This is a genomic window from Amazonocrinis nigriterrae CENA67, from assembly GCF_016056305.1.
In the GTDB taxonomy this organism is placed as follows: Bacteria; Cyanobacteriota; Cyanobacteriia; order Cyanobacteriales; family Nostocaceae; genus Amazonocrinis; species Amazonocrinis nigriterrae.
The window spans coordinates 1-17297 of record NZ_JAECZC010000065.1 but is presented as its reverse complement, the minus strand read 5'-3'; the positions used below and the strand labels follow the sequence as shown (position 1 = coordinate 17297).

General features: G+C 42.1%; 15 protein-coding genes and 1 other RNA gene. 7 read left to right on the top strand and 9 right to left on the bottom strand.

All coding sequences use genetic code 11. The features are described 5' to 3' along the window. The first annotated feature begins 6 nt into the window (after positions 1-6). Both I8748_RS25920 and I8748_RS25915 read left to right on the top strand, forming a co-directional pair. Entirely contained in the window at positions 7-735 is a 729-nt protein-coding gene (locus I8748_RS25920; RefSeq protein ID WP_198127399.1) for a 16S rRNA (uracil(1498)-N(3))-methyltransferase, read from the top strand. Between the two features lie 148 nt (positions 736-883). Then, complete coding sequence (locus I8748_RS25915; RefSeq protein ID WP_198127398.1) at positions 884-1960, top strand: tetratricopeptide repeat protein; 1077 nt, start codon at positions 884-886, stop codon at positions 1958-1960. A gap of 530 nt (positions 1961-2490) precedes the next feature. Here I8748_RS25915 and ssrA read toward each other — a convergent pair. The 6 genes from ssrA to I8748_RS25885 form a co-directional block, all read right to left on the bottom strand. Next, positions 2491-2879, bottom strand: a transfer-messenger RNA (tmRNA) gene (gene ssrA, locus I8748_RS25910). Positions 2880-3361: 482 nt separating this feature from the next. Beyond that, the gene (gene sbcC / locus I8748_RS25905; protein WP_198127397.1) at positions 3362-6388 is read right to left on the bottom strand and encodes an exonuclease subunit SbcC; all 3027 of its coding nucleotides are present in this window, start codon (positions 6386-6388) and stop codon (positions 3362-3364) included. Positions 6389-6688: 300 nt separating this feature from the next. Continuing rightward, entirely contained in the window at positions 6689-7117 is a 429-nt protein-coding gene (locus I8748_RS25900; protein WP_198127396.1) for a type II toxin-antitoxin system VapC family toxin, read from the bottom strand. Beyond that, entirely contained in the window at positions 7114-7341 is a 228-nt protein-coding gene (locus tag I8748_RS25895; RefSeq protein ID WP_214662762.1) for a hypothetical protein, read from the bottom strand. The genes I8748_RS25900 and I8748_RS25895 overlap by 4 nt, the downstream gene beginning before the upstream one ends. 65 nt (positions 7342-7406) lie before the next feature. After that, on the bottom strand, positions 7407-7739 hold the full coding sequence (locus I8748_RS25890; protein ID WP_198127395.1) for a DUF5615 family PIN-like protein: 333 nt from the start codon (positions 7737-7739) through the stop codon (positions 7407-7409). Then, entirely contained in the window at positions 7736-7960 is a 225-nt protein-coding gene (locus tag I8748_RS25885; RefSeq protein ID WP_198127394.1) for a DUF433 domain-containing protein, read from the bottom strand. The genes I8748_RS25890 and I8748_RS25885 overlap by 4 nt, the downstream gene beginning before the upstream one ends. Before the next feature lie 861 nt (positions 7961-8821). Between I8748_RS25885 and I8748_RS25880 the strand changes: the two genes are divergently transcribed. After that, positions 8822-9517, top strand: a complete 696-nt coding sequence (locus I8748_RS25880) for a conjugal transfer protein TrbI (RefSeq protein ID WP_198127393.1) — start codon at positions 8822-8824, stop codon at positions 9515-9517. A 315-nt stretch (positions 9518-9832) separates the two neighbouring features. Continuing rightward, on the top strand, positions 9833-11077 hold the full coding sequence (locus I8748_RS25875) for an S-layer homology domain-containing protein (RefSeq protein ID WP_198127392.1): 1245 nt from the start codon (positions 9833-9835) through the stop codon (positions 11075-11077). Between the two features lie 135 nt (positions 11078-11212). Here the strand turns inward: I8748_RS25875 and I8748_RS25870 are convergent, their stop codons facing one another. Beyond that, positions 11213-12568, bottom strand: coding sequence for a sensor histidine kinase (locus I8748_RS25870; protein ID WP_198127391.1), 1356 nt, complete (start codon positions 12566-12568; stop codon positions 11213-11215). A gap of 282 nt (positions 12569-12850) precedes the next feature. On the opposite strand from I8748_RS25870, the gene I8748_RS25865 reads away from it, so the two are divergent. Next, positions 12851-13168, top strand: coding sequence for a DUF3155 domain-containing protein (locus tag I8748_RS25865; protein WP_198127390.1), 318 nt, complete (start codon positions 12851-12853; stop codon positions 13166-13168). Positions 13169-13603: 435 nt separating this feature from the next. Here I8748_RS25865 and I8748_RS25860 read toward each other — a convergent pair whose 3' ends face one another. Both I8748_RS25860 and I8748_RS25855 read right to left on the bottom strand, forming a co-directional pair. Next, the gene (locus tag I8748_RS25860; protein WP_198127389.1) at positions 13604-14134 is read right to left on the bottom strand and encodes a cofactor assembly of complex C subunit B; all 531 of its coding nucleotides are present in this window, start codon (positions 14132-14134) and stop codon (positions 13604-13606) included. A gap of 106 nt (positions 14135-14240) precedes the next feature. Beyond that, on the bottom strand, positions 14241-14588 hold the full coding sequence (locus tag I8748_RS25855; protein WP_198127388.1) for a PadR family transcriptional regulator: 348 nt from the start codon (positions 14586-14588) through the stop codon (positions 14241-14243). A gap of 583 nt (positions 14589-15171) precedes the next feature. Between I8748_RS25855 and I8748_RS25850 the strand changes: the two genes are divergently transcribed. Both I8748_RS25850 and serS read left to right on the top strand, forming a co-directional pair. After that, positions 15172-15750 (top strand): DUF3611 family protein, encoded by a 579-nt coding sequence (locus I8748_RS25850; protein ID WP_198127387.1) that lies wholly within the window; start codon positions 15172-15174, stop codon positions 15748-15750. Positions 15751-15971: 221 nt separating this feature from the next. After that, positions 15972-17252, top strand: a complete 1281-nt coding sequence (gene serS, locus I8748_RS25845) for a serine--tRNA ligase (protein ID WP_198127386.1) — start codon at positions 15972-15974, stop codon at positions 17250-17252. The last annotated feature ends 45 nt before the right edge of the window (positions 17253-17297 follow it).

Below are 17297 nucleotides of genomic sequence, written 5' to 3'. Positions count from 1 at the left end.
TTGCTTATGTCTCAATTGCAAAGAATCGCGATCGCACCCTCCCAACTCCAACAAGGGCAAATTTTGCTCACCAAAGAGCAACAACACTACCTAGTACGCGTGTTGCGCTTGCGTGATGGCGATCGCTTTATTGCTATGGATGGTAAGGGTAAATGGTGGTTATCACAGCTAGCAACAGAACAAGCGCAAGTTTTACAACCACTGACAGTAGAAACCGAATTGCATGTATCAATTACTCTGATGGTGGCGTTACCCAAAGGCAATGCATTTGATGAAGTGGTACGCACTTGTACGGAATTAGGTGTAGCTTGTATTGCGCCAGTTTTGAGCGATCGCACCTTACTAAATCCCAGTCCCCAAAAGCTTGAACGTTGGCGACGTATTGCCGCAGAAGCCGCTGAACAATCAGAACGCGCTTTTGTACCAACAATTTTAGAACCTGTAGCTTTTAATACTGCTTTGTCAACAGTTAACAGCCATCAGTCATCAGTCAACAGTCAACAATATATTTGTGAAGGGCGTGGTAACTTTCCTCACTTAAGATATTGCTTGCAAAACAAAGGACAAGAAAGCATTGTGATTGCTACTGGCCCAGAAGGAGGGTGGACAGAAACAGAAATTGAAAATGCGATCGCGGCCGGATTTCAACCAGTGTCTCTCGGTCGTCGTATCCTGCGAGCAGTGACAGCACCAGTAGTTGCATTAACCTTAATTTCCGCAAATTTTGAAGTATAAATGATTTATAACTGAATACGGTTTAGCTCAGGTTTAATCTTTCCCTAAACTTGAACAATTGAACAACAATAGCCACAGATGAAGCTTTAAAAGCATTACCAACAAGTCTTTAACAATCCAAAATCTAAAATCCAAAATGGTATAAGTGATGATTGAGCAAGTGGCTATTGCCTTTGAGCGTAAAGACTATCACACAGCTGCTAAATTACTCAAACAGCTGTTAAAAGAATCACCGGATAATCCTTGGGTGCAATTTTATCTGGGAAGGCTGCATGAAGTATCCCAAAAGCACCAAGATGCTGAAAAAATTTATCGCCATCTGCTGCGAAATACAACTAACACTAAGATAGTGACGCAAGCACGTCAAGGTTTGCAAAGGCTGCAAGAAATTGAGCAAGAAGAAAAACAAAGAGCGATCGCCAAAGCCACGGCTGAACCTAGCAATACTGAACTTGGGGTGCTAGTCTTAGAACCTCTCAGCAACGAACTAAAAACCATAGCTGCACCGAAATTTGCTCAGATTATGCAGCTAGACCCCTACACAGCAAGGCTGGTACTACCAAGTCGCGGCTGGAGGTTATACCGCACTGGACAGGTAGGAGAACTAAAATTTTATGGTACGCAGCTACAGAAAGCTGAAATTCCTTGTTTCTGGACTTCGATAACAGCCATTCAGCAAATTCAAGTTTTTCAAGTCCAATATTTCTCAGAATCTGACCTCAAAGCAACTGTTGTTTGTCGCAATGAAGCAAATCAACTTGGTTCGCTAACTTTTGAATGGTCAGAAGTCAAAGCACGCGTTCTAGGACTACTGCCAATTTTTGAGGAAGTTGTAGATGTTGATGCCCATCATAAACTAGAACGCAAAACCCAAACCCAAGACTATGTACAATTTTATGATTTACACCTACCTGGTAGACGTTGCATTTTGCGACTTTATGACAACGGCTACGAATTTCAGCAAGGTGTAGAAATCACTCCTCAAGCTAGCCAAAATACAATCAGAATTAATTGGAATCATTTACTTGGCTGGATTGACCAAAAATTGCCTCAAGCTAAGATCTGGTCTGATTTTGCTTGTTTTGCACAGACAGTATTAGATCAAACAGAAATGCTAAGTCAGATCAAGTCTCACATTCACCTGTTTCGTAGAGAAGAAACTAATTGGGACTCAGCTTTTCAGCTATATAGTGGACTCGTCTTTGTAAATCATGCTAGTAATTAGGCTTTCAAGTAACAAAATATCCCAATATTCACAGTAAATAGTCATCAGTTATCAGTTTTGTAGTTATCGGCGAGAGTATAGCACTGCAAATCTCTGGCGGTGCGTTATGGACGATAGTCCTAACGCACCCTACCAGACTGGAATAATTTATTTTTTGGAAACCCATTAGCTATATACCAATACAGTTCAGTTAAGCATTTCTTTCTTCTGTTTGCGTCCAGTGCGTTCTTGGCGGTAGCCTGCGGCAAGCCCTTCGGGTTCGCCAGTCGCTCATGGGGGACTCGGGGCCCCCACGACCGAAAGGGAGTGGGGATTGGGGGAGAACCCCCAAGACCGCGCTGGCTCACCGCTTACGCGTCTACGTTAAAAAAATTGACTTTGACAAAAAGTTTTAGTCTTAACTGAACCGTATTGAGCTATATACTGTTGTGTTCAATCAAAAAATGAGAGCAGAAATTTCTGCTCTCACTTTTGGTTTTCTACTACTGCATCAAGGGGGTAATGAATGCAGATTGGATTTTTAGTGTTTTTAGTGGATCCGAGCAGAGTCGAACTGCTGTCCAAATTGGGTATTGACCCTCCACTCATTCACAGGTTTAGCCTATCTGACCCTCAAGGCGGGAATCGTTCATTATCCCGAACGTAGGATGCTCTGATTAAGTCTTAGCTAGCAAGTCAATCAGAGAATACTTGCTAGAGCATCCGTTGGGGTTGGTCTCTAATCCTTAACGGAGTCAAACTAGAGACGCTCGAACCTATAAGAGGCTATTAGGCAGCTACTAGGGCTTCCTTACGAGCAAATTTTACGATGTTATTCGCATTTACTTTTTTTTTGAGCCTTGGATTTCCGAGAGATGACTCACTCTCGACCTGAATCACAGAGCAGCGTTCGCCAACCTGTCGAAACCGTTACGGACCCATGTGCTTCATACTTCAATTATAATACGCCGTTTTTGAAATGTGTTAGGCTGTTCCACATAAAAATCGTGTTGACTGATGAACGCCAGTTGCGCGGCTGCCGGCAGAGCCGTCCAACGCACTGGCTCCTGATGACTGATGGCTGATGGCTGTGATTAAAAGGCGGTCAATAGACTTCTTGCATAAATCAAAAAAATAACCCCACCCCACCAAAGCTACGCTTTGTTTCCCCTCCCCGTTGACGGGGAGGGGATTAAGGGGTGGGGTGCAATGACTGTGGGAATCATAACTGATTAACCGAACATGATATAGGAATCCGATTTGATTCCTGAAAACATTTGCGTAGGAAGGGAACGGGGAACAGGGAACGGGGAACAGTAAGAAGGAATAAAAGTGTACTGAGTTTTGTTCAGAACTCAAATATGAGTCCTATATAACCTCTCAGCCTTGCGTCTAGATATTTTTGAATTTGTCGAACTCACATTAAATTAATAGATGTAACTGCGAACCTTGCTGAGTTTTATTCACCTCAATACGAGCTTGGAAGGCTTCTTTGAGGTGAGGCATGTGGGTAACTGTGAGGATGCAGGCAAAATCAGAGGCGATCGCATTTATCGCCGCAATCAAGCGATCGCATCCTTCTGCATCCTGTGTACCAAAGCCTTCATCCACAATCAACAATTGCAACGCCGCACCCGCCCGTTGTGCCAATAGTTTTGCTAAGGCTAAACGGATGGCAAAGTTAATTCTAAAGGCTTCTCCACCAGAGTAAGTTTCATAAGCTCGCGTGCCTCTGGCATCGGCAATTAAAATATCGAGAGTATCGATGAGCTTGGCATTTTTCTTGGTAGATTTGCCACTCCGCCCAGATTTTTGAGTAATAAATTGTACATGTAACTGGTTAGCACTCAATCGTGACAAGAGTTGATTTGTCTCTGCTTCCAGTTGAGGCAATACATTCTCTATCATCAAAGCTTGGATGCCATTTTTACCAAATGCCTGCGCTAATTCCTGATAAACTCGATATTCTCGTTTGCAAGCTTGTAGTTGTTGTTGCTGTTGTTCGTATTGAGTTTGCAAGGTTTCCAGTTGGTGAGCTAGCTGTTCTAAACGCCCCAACTTGGCTATTTGTTCGTCTAGTTGTCGTCTGCGTGTTTGCAGTTGCTCCTCTAAAACTTGAATTTGCTCTGTTGGGTTGGCTGTTTGGGCTAGCTGTTGGACAATGCTGTCGATTTGGGTAGCGAGTTTTTGCCGCTCTGTGAGTCTGTCAGCAATGGATGACTCTAACTCTTGTAATCTCGTTTGCAATTGCGGATATTGCTGCTCGGCTGACAAAAGTTGTTGATAACGCAATTGCCAAACTTGATTTTGACGCACAGCCATGCGAATATTGTTATGCTGGTCTGAACTATACCCAATCTCGGCAATATGATGTTCAAGAGCGGCGATTTGTCTAGCACATTCAGAATCAGTTTGCTCTTGCTGGATTTTGGTTTGTAATTGAGCAATTTGAGCTTGTAATTCTGGTTTTCGGGCTGATAACATAGCTAGACGCTTGTTCGCATCTTTAATTTGCCCTTGTTTGATTTCTGCCCATCGCCAGCGTTCAACTTCACTGCGAGCGAGGGCATGGTCTTGTTCATTATAATTCAGTTGTTGCAGATATTCTTCTAGTTGCCGTAGTTCAGCTTGTTGAACTGGTGCATAATCGCCAACTTGTAGCGATCGCTCTAAATATTGTTTTTCGGCAGCGAGTTGTTGTAGCTGTTGTTCGGCATCGGTGGTAGATTCGAGTTGTGCTGCTAATTGCCCCCTTTGTTCGCGGAGAGTGTCATAAGCTGCTAATTTTTGCGATATTTCTCGATATTCCTGCCTTAATAGCTGAATTTCTCGGTCTGATACTGCCATCTGTTCTCGAAACACCCACAATTGCCCTTCAGTATCTTGGTACTCGGTTTTGGTTTTGTCTACCACGCGATTCCAGTGATGTTCATCCAAAGGACGCTCACACAAAGGGCAAATTGCATCGGGGTTGCGAAGCATTTGCAGTTTTTGATCCAGTTCTCCCAAAAACCTTTCATATTCACGTTGCTGGGCTTGTAGACGTTCGATAAAGTGTCGCCTTTCGTGTCCTTTTTCTTGGACTCGTTGCAGATAAACTCGGTCTTTCTCCATCTGTTCAATTTGTATCCCCACTTCCATGACTGCTTGTTGCAGTTGCGGTTGACGACGTGAAGAACGTTGGAGTTGGTTCTCTGTGGTTTGTAACTGTTCTAGCCTAGCTTTTAAATTTGCTTCCACGCGATGTAATTGACTTTGTAAATTTTGCCGCTGTTGCAACAACGGACTGACTTGCATTTGCAGTTCATCGAGTTGATGAACTCGGCGACGCGCTGCGGCTAGTTGTGCTAAACCAGCTTCTACTTCACCTGATTTGCTAAGAGTTTGCTGAATTTCTTGCTCTTGCTGCTGCAAGGCTGCTAATTGTCCTTGGACTTGTTGTAGTTGGCGTTCAATTTCGTGAATTTGTTTGGTTAATTGCTGTTGCTTTTGTTGACGCAGCCCTGTGGCGCGGGTGTATTCTTCAAATTTAGCCGCAAACGCTTCTTCTTGAGATTGCAGACTTTGGTATTGAGCGTAGCCGTTTTTAATTTCAGTTTCCTGATTTAAAATGGTCTCTAAATCTGCTAGCTGAGATTTGGCTGCTGCATACTCTTGTTGCAGGCGATCGCCATCTTGAGTCAAATTCTGGTATTGTTGTCTGACAAAGCTGAGTTGTTGTTCCCAATTTTGTCGCTGGTGCTGGACAACTTGTAAACTTTGTAATTGAATATTTTCAAAGGCTTGTACTTGCTGTAATTGATTAAGTTCAGCTTCTAACTCTGCTCTTTGTGCTTGTGTCACCTCACGTTGTTGCAACTGAATTTTAATTGATTCCAAAGAACGCTCTAATTCTTCAGCCCTAGCTTTGAACTGACGTGAGGATTCTTTTGCTCGTTCTTCCAAATCATCGTATTGATTAAGTTTCAACAACTCCGCTAAAATTTCCTTGCGTTCGCTGGGGCGCTTGAGCATGAATTCATCCGCACGCCCTTGACGCAGGTAAGCAGAATTAATAAAAGTATCGTAATCGAGTTTGATGTGTTCTAAAATCAAATCTTGTGTTGCTCTGACACCCTTACCAGTGAGGGCGCGAAAGCCAGAGGGTGTTTCTATTTGCAACTCCAAGACACTACTCGCACCCCGCACACGCGTGCGAATTACCCGATATTTGTGTTCGTTAATTTGGAAAGTGAAATCTACCCTAACTTCTTTTGCGCCCGAATGAATCACGTCATCTTCAGCAGTGGCGCGACTTTCACCCCAAATTGCCCAGGTAATTGCTTCGAGTAAAGAAGATTTACCTGCACCATTGGAACCACAAATACAAGCCGTATGCAAACCACGAAAATCTAAAGTTGCATCACGGTAACTAAGGAAGTTTTTGAGGATAAGTTGTACTGGGATCATTGAGGCTATAGCGCCACATCTAGGTTTTATTAACTAGCAGTACAGATGCACTCTTGATAGTTTAGCTAGGTGTCTATCAGGTTTCTAGTCCTGAAGACTGCAATTTTACGAAAATTAACAATATTATGAGCAAGTTTTTTATGTTAGGCAAATTATTTTGCTCTTGTTTGGAAAAAATATAACTCCTGGGTGGTTACTAGCTATTTACTTTGTTGGGACAGTAGGAAGCAAACTGAGTTTTTGCTTCTCTAAGTTTGCGACAATTTGACAATATGATCGCCATCTTTGCCTTCCACCTAACTAATCGCTATCTTCCGCCTCCAACCGCTGTAATAACTGATTAATTGACAAAATGGGTATGGATGAGTTCAAAAAACCTTGTGTATCGCGTGTTAAAATAGTATCTAACCCTTGAGCAACAGCACAAGCAATTTGAACAGCATCTTCAAAATCAGCTAAACCAGACGCGAACGCTGATTCCAACAGGCCTCGATTAACGGGACAAATTACCATAGCAGTCAGCGTTTCTGAAACAGCTTGTCGTGCTTTGTCAATGCTGCGGGTGTGTCTTCGGGAAACATAAAAAATATGTGTAAGTGTTGTCGCTGTCACATATCCAAGAACACTATCAGAATCAATTTCCTGAAACAACAGTTCCGCATCTTGGAAAAATGGCTCTCGCTGCAACATAAAATCTAAAACAATATTGGTATCAATTAAAATTCTCATTGGAGATACTTGTCCAAGCGTCGCTGTTCTAACATTGCAGCGACCTCTTCATCAGTCGGTGCTGGCTGGTCTGTTTTTAACAAGCCTTGCATCCGTTTAACCGCGCTATAGCGCTCAGGCTCAGAAATTTGTGTATCTTGTAAGGACTCAATGATAGCGCTCACTAATGCCAGGCGATCGCTTGGTGTTAACTTTAAGACTTGCTCCTTTAATTCTTGTAGCAATATAGAATGCTCCTATGGTCGAAGGTACTCTGTAGGTTCTTCCACACTCAATTGAATTACACCAACTACGCTAACACCAAAATACTTTCCGTTTCGCTATTTTGAAATCGAATGAGCGTGTCAAAATTATCTCTCAAAATTTCAATAATCTGCGATGTTGGACTATTGCCAATACGAAGGTAAATAAACTTGGGTGGATAACCATAAAGTAAACTGCGCTGGTGAAAATCAGAATCTTTGGAAACAATCACAAAATCATTTGTCTTTGCATATTCCCAGATAACTGCATCATCAGTATTTGTCATTCCTAAAGCTTTAACATGCTCTGAATTAGGATATAAATCGACAATACAATTAATAATTCGGTCTGATAGGTTTTCATCCAATAGCAGTTTCACAGCGATACCACAAATAACTTTTTCTCGCGATCTGCTGCAAAAGCAAGACAAGCTTTGATGTCTTCCGAAGTGAGTTCAGAAAAATCTTCCAGAATCTCTGCTTCGGTCATACCGCCTGCCAAATATTCTAAGATGTCATATACTGTAATCCGCATTCCCCTAATACATGGCTTGCCACTGCGCTTTCCAGGCTCAATTGTAATAATGTGTTGATAGTCCATAACAAACGCTCACCTATCCTCATCTTCAAAGCATTGTCTCACCAGCTTAAGCAGACAAAAGTTTGTAACTGTTAGCTTTTGTGCCTCAACCTAACTTATGAGGTAATTTTGATTTGATCGTTCTCAGTACTTTGTAATAATTGAACTGCACTATAAAACGGCTCTCCTTCAGAATTTAAGCACTCTAGCTTTTTCAGAAGTAACTCCTTCAAATCTAAGTTATTATGCTCGACGAGAACGCGATGAAACATAATATGCAAAATATTTCTGTATATTAACTTAATTATGTCCCTTAATACAATATTTTCAGCTGATTACCGCTGATATTCCGAAAATATCCGCATTATATCCAAATTATTAAATCTTAAATTGTAGGGTGCGTTATAGCAACGCTTAGCCCACCATATATATTAGGTGCTTTACGGCTAATCCTTACTCTCTTAAACTCCCAAATCTTTGCATAGCCGTAACACAAAGGCAATGAAGCGGGAGGAACATCCACGCCGCTTTTTGCCTCCCATACTCAATATTTACTGTTCAAGAAGCAAAAATAAACGACAAATATAATGAATGGCTGAAGATAACTGTAGCAAAGTGGTAGTTAGGGCGATCGCTCCAAAATGAATAATCTTACGAAGCTACTGACTTGTACAACAAGAGCTAAAGTTAACCCTGTTGTGCAGACCTCATCTTTAATACCTTGAGTTTAGACCTGAATCCTTACAATAAATTAGACATATTCCTTGTGTCAGAAACAACTTGCTTCGGAATATGACTAAAGTCACGTTTGAAAACATTCAGAAACAATCTCAGTAAGCCATCGTCATGAGATACATTACAGACATAAATGGTAGCCCGCTTATGACTCGCATTCATCAATGGAAATCTACAACCGCTGCACTCATGACAATGGCAATCACTACAGCTGCTATTACCCCCATGATTGCTGTAGCTCCTGCCAATGCACAACAATATAATATTGGACAATCCAGAACAGTTACCATTCCTTCTGGAGTTTCTTTGCCTGTCACCTCTGACAAAGACAAAATTGTGATTAAACCTGGGGAATCTGCATCCCTAACGCTGAAAATACCAAACGACATCACCGATAGTAATAGAAATCTATTGATTCCCGCTAGAAGTGAGGTTGTTGGACGGCTAGAACCTGTATATTTAGACAGAAATTTTTCAGGAAATGGCAATGACAGTAACACACAAGGCGTCCGCTTTGTAGCCCAAGAATTAATCTTCCCCTCTGGTCGTCGTCAGCAGATTAATGCAAGTTCTCGCACATATACGAGAATAGAAAAAGTTTCACAGTCACCTAGTACTGGTCAAGTTTTAACTGACGCAGGTATTGGTGCTGCTGCTGGTCTTTTAGGTTCATTGGTGACAGGCGATCGCAAAGTCAATGATATTAAACCTATTATTGGTGCGGCTGCCGGTGCAGGAGCAAGTGTAGTATTACGGAAAAAACAAGTTGATGCTTTCGTTATCAGACCAAAAGAAGACTTGAGGATCACATTGGACTCAAACTTGGTGCTATCCCGCTACTAAAGCTTCACTCAATTTCAGTCGTGAATTTAATTATCTCCCATCCGCGATCGCCACTTTTAATCAGGTGTGCGATCGCTTATTTTTTAGGCAACTATTCTATATCAATTTCGTCTTCATTAATATTCCTCCTAGATTAATAGCAAGTTTTATTCCCTAGGTATTAGGTAATAGTCAATTGCACTATTACTTAATACCTGTTTTCTTTTCACAAACCAAAACTAATGGTAATAAAATTGAAAATTTAGGAACTTACTATTTTGTAAATTGTCTAAGAAAGTAACAGAAGAAAAAATAAATTTACTGGAGTAAAATTCAATGTTTACTAATTTAAATCGTTGGCAATCTGCAACATCTGCTTTCATGGCTTTGAGTATTACAGCTGGTACTGTAGCACCCTTTATTGCAGCAACACCATCTTTAGCTCAAACGACTTTTTCTGATGTTTCATCTAATTATTGGGCAGCACAATTTATTCAAGAATTGTCACAGCGAGGTGTAATTGCAGGGTTTCCTGATGGTAGTTTCCGTCCAGAAGAACCCGTAACCCGCGCTCAATTTGCAGCGATGGTTAACAAAGCTTTCCAAAAAGCACAGCAACGGCAACCAATCAGATTTGCTGATGTGCCAAGCAACTATTGGGCATACAATGCTATTCAGCAAGCTTATACCATAGGTTTCTTGTCAGGGTATCCTGGCAATCGCTTTGAACCTAACCAAGCTATTCCTCGCCAGCAGGTTTTAGTGGCTTTGGCTAATGGTTTGGAATATGGCGCTAGTAATAATGTTGAAGGTACTCTGCAATACTTCAACGATGCCTATAACATCGCTGGCTATGCCCGTAGTCCCATCGCTGCAGCAACTGAAAATCAAATTGTGGTGAACTATCCCAATGTCAAGTTCTTGAATCCAACTGCAACAGCCACACGCGCCCAAGTAGCAGCTTTTATCTACCAAGCATTGGTTAGTTCTAATCAAGCCTCAGCAATAAACTCACCTTATATTGTCGCTTTAGGAAATACCACGCCAACGCCTGTATCCGTAACAATTCCCCAAGGTACTGTTATCCCTGTGAAATACGATAAGGCAGATAAAATTCTTGTCACCAAGGATGAAACAGCGCCTTTGACACTCACAGTTTCCCAAAGCGTAGTTACTCAAGACGGGTCTGTGGTAATTCCTGCTGGTAGTCAGGTTGTCGGTCAACTCAAACCTGCTAAAGGCGGTTCTCAATTCGTAGCTGACAAACTTGTTTTAACCACAGGTCAGGAATATCAGATTAACGCTACTTCTGAAGTGATTAGCAAAACAGAAACAGTCAAAAAGGGTACTAGTACCAGTGCCATCATTAAGGATACAGTTCTAGGTGCTGGTGCTGCGGCTGCGGTATCTGCCGTCACAGGCGATCGCGCCATTGCCACAGAAGAAGTCTTGGGTGGTGCTGGTATCGGCGCTTTAATTGGTTTGTTCTTTGGCAAGAAGAGTGTTGACCTCATCGCAATTAACCCAGACACTGACCTGCAAATGACAATTAATCAGAATTTCCTGGTTTCACTCAAATAGTTAGGAGTTAGGAGTGATTAGTTATGAGTTGAAGAAGATAGTTAGGAGTTAGGAGTGATGAGTTCTGAGTTGAAGAAAGCTTTAAATTTACGAATTAAACCTTCCTGAAAACTCTTAACTCCAAACTTCTAACTCCTAACTCCTAACTCTCTCGACTTTCGGCAACCAAATAATAAATGTAGTTCCTGGCGCATCCGGTGAAGCAAGTTGAGAATTTATGGCAGGGCTGAAAATTTCAATTTCACCCTGCATTTGCTCTATTAATTGTTTAGCGATCGCTAATCCTAAACCACTACCCGGAATTTCTGTTTGTGCCTGTACGCCTCGGTAATGACGTTCTCCCAAATGTTTTAAATCTTCTGGGGGAATGCCTGGGCCAGTATCACTGATGGCTATTCCTTGAAAATTAGCTTTTTCTTGCCCTGCCTGAACGAATATCTTGCCACCTGCGGGGGTGTATTTCAAGGCGTTGTCTATGACATTGGTTAATACTTCTTGCAAGGCTTTGATGTTGACCCGTACTAGTGGCAAGTTTGGGGGAATTTCTGCTTGCAGTTGCAAATTTCGCTCTTGGGCTATGGCTTGAGCTGAGACTAATAATGGTGCTAAGAAATCGACTACAGCACAATCAGCTGCTTGATCTCCGGTTCCTGGTAACAATAATGCTGGTTTGGGTTGTTTTTGTACTGTTGCTTCCACAAACACTTCATTTTCCGGCAATGATCGCGGCCCCAAATCTGCCTCTGTCCAATCGATGACTTTTTCAAATTGTTGCAAGAGTTCTTGCAGGCGATCGCTTTCCCGGACAATATTATTTCCCACATCTCGGTTCGGATCGCCTGGTCGCAGTCGCTTCAATAGCAGCTTGCCAAAAGTCCGTAATGCCGTTAACGGGTTGCGAAATTGGTGCAAGAGGTTATCTAGTAAATCTCGCTGTTGTTCAGTGACAATTTGTTGTTGATGCAGCTGATGCTGTAACCATGCTCGACGCTGATCTAAAATACAGGCGATCGCTAGTGTTTGACCTATCCTTTGAATTTCACTTTGCTCCTGTTCATTCCAAGCCCGGTCTTCCCTACCTGTCACCAGTAAGCCCATCATTACACCTTCATGAATCAGAGGTAACATGATTCGGTGTCCGTTGAGCAAGTATTCGTCTTGGAAATTGGGTTGTTCACCATCTGAAGTTTTTGTCTTTCCAAAAGAATCTAACCCCGGTGTCAATAACCTTCCCTGTTGCCTGGGTAAGACCAAAACATCCCCAATTTGCAGTTGCTTGCCAGTTGTAGCCTCAGTAATCTCTTCTCCTGGCTGTAATACTGCTGTTTCTGGGTAAACCACTACAGGAATCAGTTTCGCCTCACCTGTCGAAGCCTCCACCAATTCTTGCGTTAGGTAAACAACACTTAAAGTTGCTCCCAAACCTTGGGTTAGCAATCCTATTTGTTCTCGGCATAAAGCAACAAAATCCGAACTGGCAGACATTAACATTTTTTAGCTCTTGCTCAGGATCACCGACTTTGAGGGAAGATAAAGGAGGAAGCTTTATTTTCCCTCACTCATTTAATAAAGCTTAACTAAAATCTTCTCAGTACAACTTTGTTCCTGCGGATTATATCCTTTACCCCTCTTGATTTATTTGTATTCAAAAATATTATTTTTGTTGTATCAAAAGTTAAGAAACTATTGATCTTTAGAACTAGAACCTATATAATTACGACGGATTTTGTAGCTATCACTACAATCTATAGCTTGAAAGAGGAGGATAATAGGTTGGCAAGGAGACGGAAACGGAAAAGTCGTCGTCGTCAGGAAGGACGGCGGATTCTAGAACATGTGCCACAATATAGCATCGAAAGCGGCGAAGAAAAACCTGTGACAGCAGCAAGAAAATTCATTCAAGCTGAGAATATCTCGCCACCTGCGTTGCTACTCGTAAAGCGCAATGAACACACCACAGACCGTTATTTCTGGGCAGAAAAAGGTTTGTTTGGTGCACAATACGTAGAAGAGAACCATTTCTTGTTTCCCAGCCTGCGGACGTTAGAAGCTCCCGTAGGCCCAGAACCTGTTGCTGTGGCTAGTCGTTAAACCATAGATGGTTATCTCATGTATTGTCTTGTAGCTTCTGACAATCATTTAACTGGCAAAGTTGCTCAGTTTATGCAATATTTTGGTTTTTTTTAAGTTTGTAGCTAATTGCCAGTAGAGCTAGTCCAAGTAATTGGACAGTCAACTTTGATCAAACCACGACAGTTTGTATGGGTTGATTTCTCGTCTGATAATACAGAAGGGAGTTAGGATAGAGCGAACGCATCCAAAAACGAGAGTTGAGTTGCGCTCTCATCCAGTAGATTGACCAATAAGTCAGCTCTGTCAATAAGTATGAAGTTTACCCTACGACATTCTGCCGTAGGGTGAATGGACATAGCGCTACTTTTCTTTCCTCCTCCCCAATGTCTATTTACTCAAGAGTTTGTCAGAAGCCAGCATCTCATACAAAGAGACAGACACAGAAACTAAAAGTTACTTACCAAGCTTTAACTGTAATGCCCTTTGTAACTCAATGAGTTCATCTCTGTGAGCAATTACAGTCAACTGACTTGAGGAGTGTTGCTGATTTGGGTTTGCTTCCAATTTCAGTAATACTTTCTCAAGTCTTCCGGCTTTTTTCCAATAAAAAATACCACTCAAAGGTGATAACAGCACTATTCCTAGAAAAAGAGTACTAAGGCTAGGAATCAGCAGCGACAATACCAATGATAGACAAGCGAGACCTGCTGCTGCTAGCAGTGTCAAAAACATTGCTAAAAATAGGCTTGGCTTCACAAACCCTTCAAAAGTGACTTGGTTTTGTTCTCGGTTTACCGCTGCCACTCGATAAGACCGAGAACGGAAATACTCCTTAATTTGCGGCATTAAAGCAGCTTCGTCTTGTTCAGATACTAGTTGCGCTGTTTCTGTGCGGTCTTTAGTCGAGGCACGAATGAAAAAAATTAGCCCAACCGCTAACAACAAAGTTAGCAACAACGTGGATGGCAGAATAGCAGTATCCATAACTGATTGCATGTATTGACTGTTGAGTATTGACTCTTGACCGTTAACTGCTAAAAGTCAACGACCACTACGAGTCACCCTTTAGCTTATCAATATTAATTACTCGTTAGTTTGTCCTCCCTTTGATGTACTCTTGCCAAAGCTTAGCTAAATCCTGCGCTTGAACTTGCCAATCTGGAGAAACTTGGTACATTCGCCTAGGGCGTCCTCGCCCATCGAGTTTCTTCCAATACCCAGTGATTGCCCTTTGGTCTTCAAGAAATTTAACCGCACTATAAAGTACAGTATCTGAAAGCCGATAGGTTGGGTATTCTGTTTCCAGCTGTTGAATTAACTCGGTTCCATAGGATTCACCTCGTAACAAAATATACAGAATGTAACAAACTGCTAGTTCCTGGCAAAGGTAACTTGGCGGAGGATTCTCAAAAAATTGATATATATCCTCTAGTTTCATAGTTAGTGAATGGCTGAAAAATGCCTTAGGTTAGAATATGTAATCCTTGTAGTCAGTATATAGGGCTACTGAGGTAGAATTTTCTAAGCGTAAACATTAGACAACAGCCCACGCTGTCGAAGTCGCGGGAAGTAATCGTACAGATTTTAGGAACGAAGCCGAGTAAAATATTACTCCCCTACCCAAGCTCGAGGCGGTGTGGTAAGGAGCAATTGAGACATTGGGTTTACCGCTGTCCTAGTGTCAACTGATGCCGAGCCAGTTAAAACCGCTTAAACATAAAATACCATGGAAGAAATTTTACAGGTAAAATGCTTTTTTGTCTGTAAAAGTTAATAAACACTTTATTTGCTGCTTAACGTAGTGCGAAAAGGCAGGTGGCAGGGGAGTAGGGGAGATGAGGGAGATGAGGGGATGGGGAGCAGGGGAGATGGAGAGAAATAACTAACTCCTGACAACTGACAACTGACAACTGACAACTGACTAATGACTAATAACCATTGACTCTTGAGTCAGCACGAGGGCACTATTCTGGTAAATGTGATAGTTAATTTAACAAGCGCCTAGCACATTGGTAAACACTATGTCGCAAACCCCAGACACCCCCTCATCTTCTTCTAATCTTCGGGCAATTGCCCAAAACTTTCGCCTTATAGGTTGGATTAGCTTTTGGATTCAGTTAGCCTTAGGTGTGATTTCTGGCGTGATTTTACTGGCAAACAGCTTATTTGGCCGGAATGTTAATAGTCCTACTGGTAATGCAGGAACAGGATTTGGCATCTTATTAGAAGTTGGTGGACTTGTTGCCTTGGGTATGGGTATTTATTTGGCTTACCGTTACACTAGATTTGGCAACCAACTTCAATCCTCCAATCCCACCAACCGTCCCCGAAAAAGCGAGACTGTTCAGGTATTGCGCTTGGGACTGTGGGTGAATTTAGCGGGAATACTGTTGACTCTTTTGGGAGCGCAAGCAATAGTAGGTAGTTTCACACTCAGGGCTTTATCTCAAGGTCAATTTATATTTTCTCCACAAGCTAATCAAGCGATCATAAGTGGTCTAGATATGTTTGTGGTATTGGCAAACATCCAGACCCTACAAGCCCACTTTGCAGGGCTTGTAGGCTCGCTTTGGCTACTTAATCGCGTTAATAGACCCTAATATCAGTAATAAGTTGATTAGTTGGGTACATTATTTGCTTACGTGATTTGCTTGCGTGGCTCTGGTAATGAATAATCCTATAGCAAAATTTTGTACTAAATTGAGACTGATTTTTTCAATAAACGTTGTTTTTCCAGTCACAGCAAGCCAAAATTACTATATGCTGCTGATGTGTTAACTGTATTTACAGGAAGATTTTAGGCTGGAGACTAAGAAAATCTGTGCTGGATATCAAGCAAATACGAGAAAATCCGCAATTAGTTCAGGAACGGTTAGCTAGTCGTAATGGTAAATACGACATCGAACCGATATTACAGTTAGATCGTCAACAAAGAGAACTGGAAGGGACGCGTAGTCAACTCCAAGCTCGTAGCAACGAAATTGGTAAAATCGTTGGGCAAAAGATTAAATCTGGTGTCACTCCTCAAGACCCAGAAATTCAAGCTTTGCGGGAGGAAGGTAATTCCATCAAAGCTAAATTGAGCGAACTAGAACCACAGGAGAAAGACCTCAAAGCCGAAATTGCACAACTTTTATTGGCACTTCCCAATTTACCAAGCGATTCTACACCCATTGGTAAAAGTGAGGAAGAGAACGTAGAAGTGCGCCGCTGGGGTGATGAATACATACCCAAGAACCTGAATATTCTGCCTCACTGGGAAATTGGTGAAAAACTGGGTATTCTCAATGTTGAGCGGGCTGTAAAAGTTGCTCAAAGTCGCTTTGTGACTCTGGTGGGTGCTGGTGCAGCACTGGAGAGGGCGTTAATTCAGTTTATGCTGACTGTCCAGACTCAAGCCGGATATTTAGAAATCAGTCCGCCGCTTTTAGTGAATACTGACTCTTTGACAGCTACTGGTCAATTACCCAAGTTCGCCGAAGAAAGTTTCAAATGCGCGGATGATGATTTATGGCTGATACCCACAGCTGAAGTTCCACTAACTAATCTTTACCGTGGTGAAATTCTGGCGGCTGAAGATTTACCTATCTACTATTGTGCTTACACTCCTTGTTTTCGACGCGAAGCTGGTAGTTATGGGCGCGACATGCGAGGATTAATTCGGCTGCATCAATTTAACAAAGTAGAACTGGTGAAATTTGTCAACCCCAGTACTTCCTTTGATGAATTAGAAAAATTGGTAGGGAATGCAGAAGCAATTTTACAAGCATTGCAACTGCCTTACCGAGTCATAAATTTATGCACTGGAGATTTGGGATTTGGTTCGGCAAAAACCTATGATTTAGAGGTTTGGCTACCTTCTTCAGGCAAATACCGAGAAATTTCTAGCTGTTCCAATTTGACAGATTTCCAGGCGCGACGGGGTGACATTCGCTTCAAAGAAGCAGGAAAGAAAGGTACACAGTTTGTGCATACCCTCAATGGTTCTGGTTTGGCTGTGGGACGCACAATGGCAGCAATTTTAGAGAATTATCAACAACCAGATGGCACAGTACGGATACCCGAAGTGTTGCAACCTTACTTAGGGCGAGAGGTGTTGTAGAGGGGTGCAGGGGAGCAGTGGTGCAGCTGTCTCTTCTCCCCATCT

What these genes read in the sequence shown, in the direction of transcription:
- I8748_RS25850 (WP_198127387.1), top strand. Translation starts at nt 15,172, where the DNA reads ATGTCGCAAACCCCAGACACCCCCTCATCTTCTTCTAATCTTCGGGCA.
- I8748_RS25920 (WP_198127399.1), top strand. Translation starts at nt 7, where the DNA reads ATGTCTCAATTGCAAAGAATCGCGATCGCACCCTCCCAACTCCAACAA.
- I8748_RS25885 (WP_198127394.1), bottom strand. Translation starts at nt 7,960, where the DNA reads ATGGACTATCAACACATTATTACAATTGAGCCTGGAAAGCGCAGTGGC.
- I8748_RS25870 (WP_198127391.1), bottom strand. Translation starts at nt 12,568, where the DNA reads ATGTTAATGTCTGCCAGTTCGGATTTTGTTGCTTTATGCCGAGAACAA.
- I8748_RS25915 (WP_198127398.1), top strand. Translation starts at nt 884, where the DNA reads ATGATTGAGCAAGTGGCTATTGCCTTTGAGCGTAAAGACTATCACACA.
- sbcC (WP_198127397.1), bottom strand. Translation starts at nt 6,388, where the DNA reads ATGATCCCAGTACAACTTATCCTCAAAAACTTCCTTAGTTACCGTGAT.
- I8748_RS25880 (WP_198127393.1), top strand. Translation starts at nt 8,822, where the DNA reads ATGACTCGCATTCATCAATGGAAATCTACAACCGCTGCACTCATGACA.
- I8748_RS25875 (WP_198127392.1), top strand. Translation starts at nt 9,833, where the DNA reads ATGTTTACTAATTTAAATCGTTGGCAATCTGCAACATCTGCTTTCATG.
- I8748_RS25900 (WP_198127396.1), bottom strand. Translation starts at nt 7,117, where the DNA reads ATGAGAATTTTAATTGATACCAATATTGTTTTAGATTTTATGTTGCAG.
- I8748_RS25860 (WP_198127389.1), bottom strand. Translation starts at nt 14,134, where the DNA reads ATGGATACTGCTATTCTGCCATCCACGTTGTTGCTAACTTTGTTGTTA.
- I8748_RS25855 (WP_198127388.1), bottom strand. Translation starts at nt 14,588, where the DNA reads ATGAAACTAGAGGATATATATCAATTTTTTGAGAATCCTCCGCCAAGT.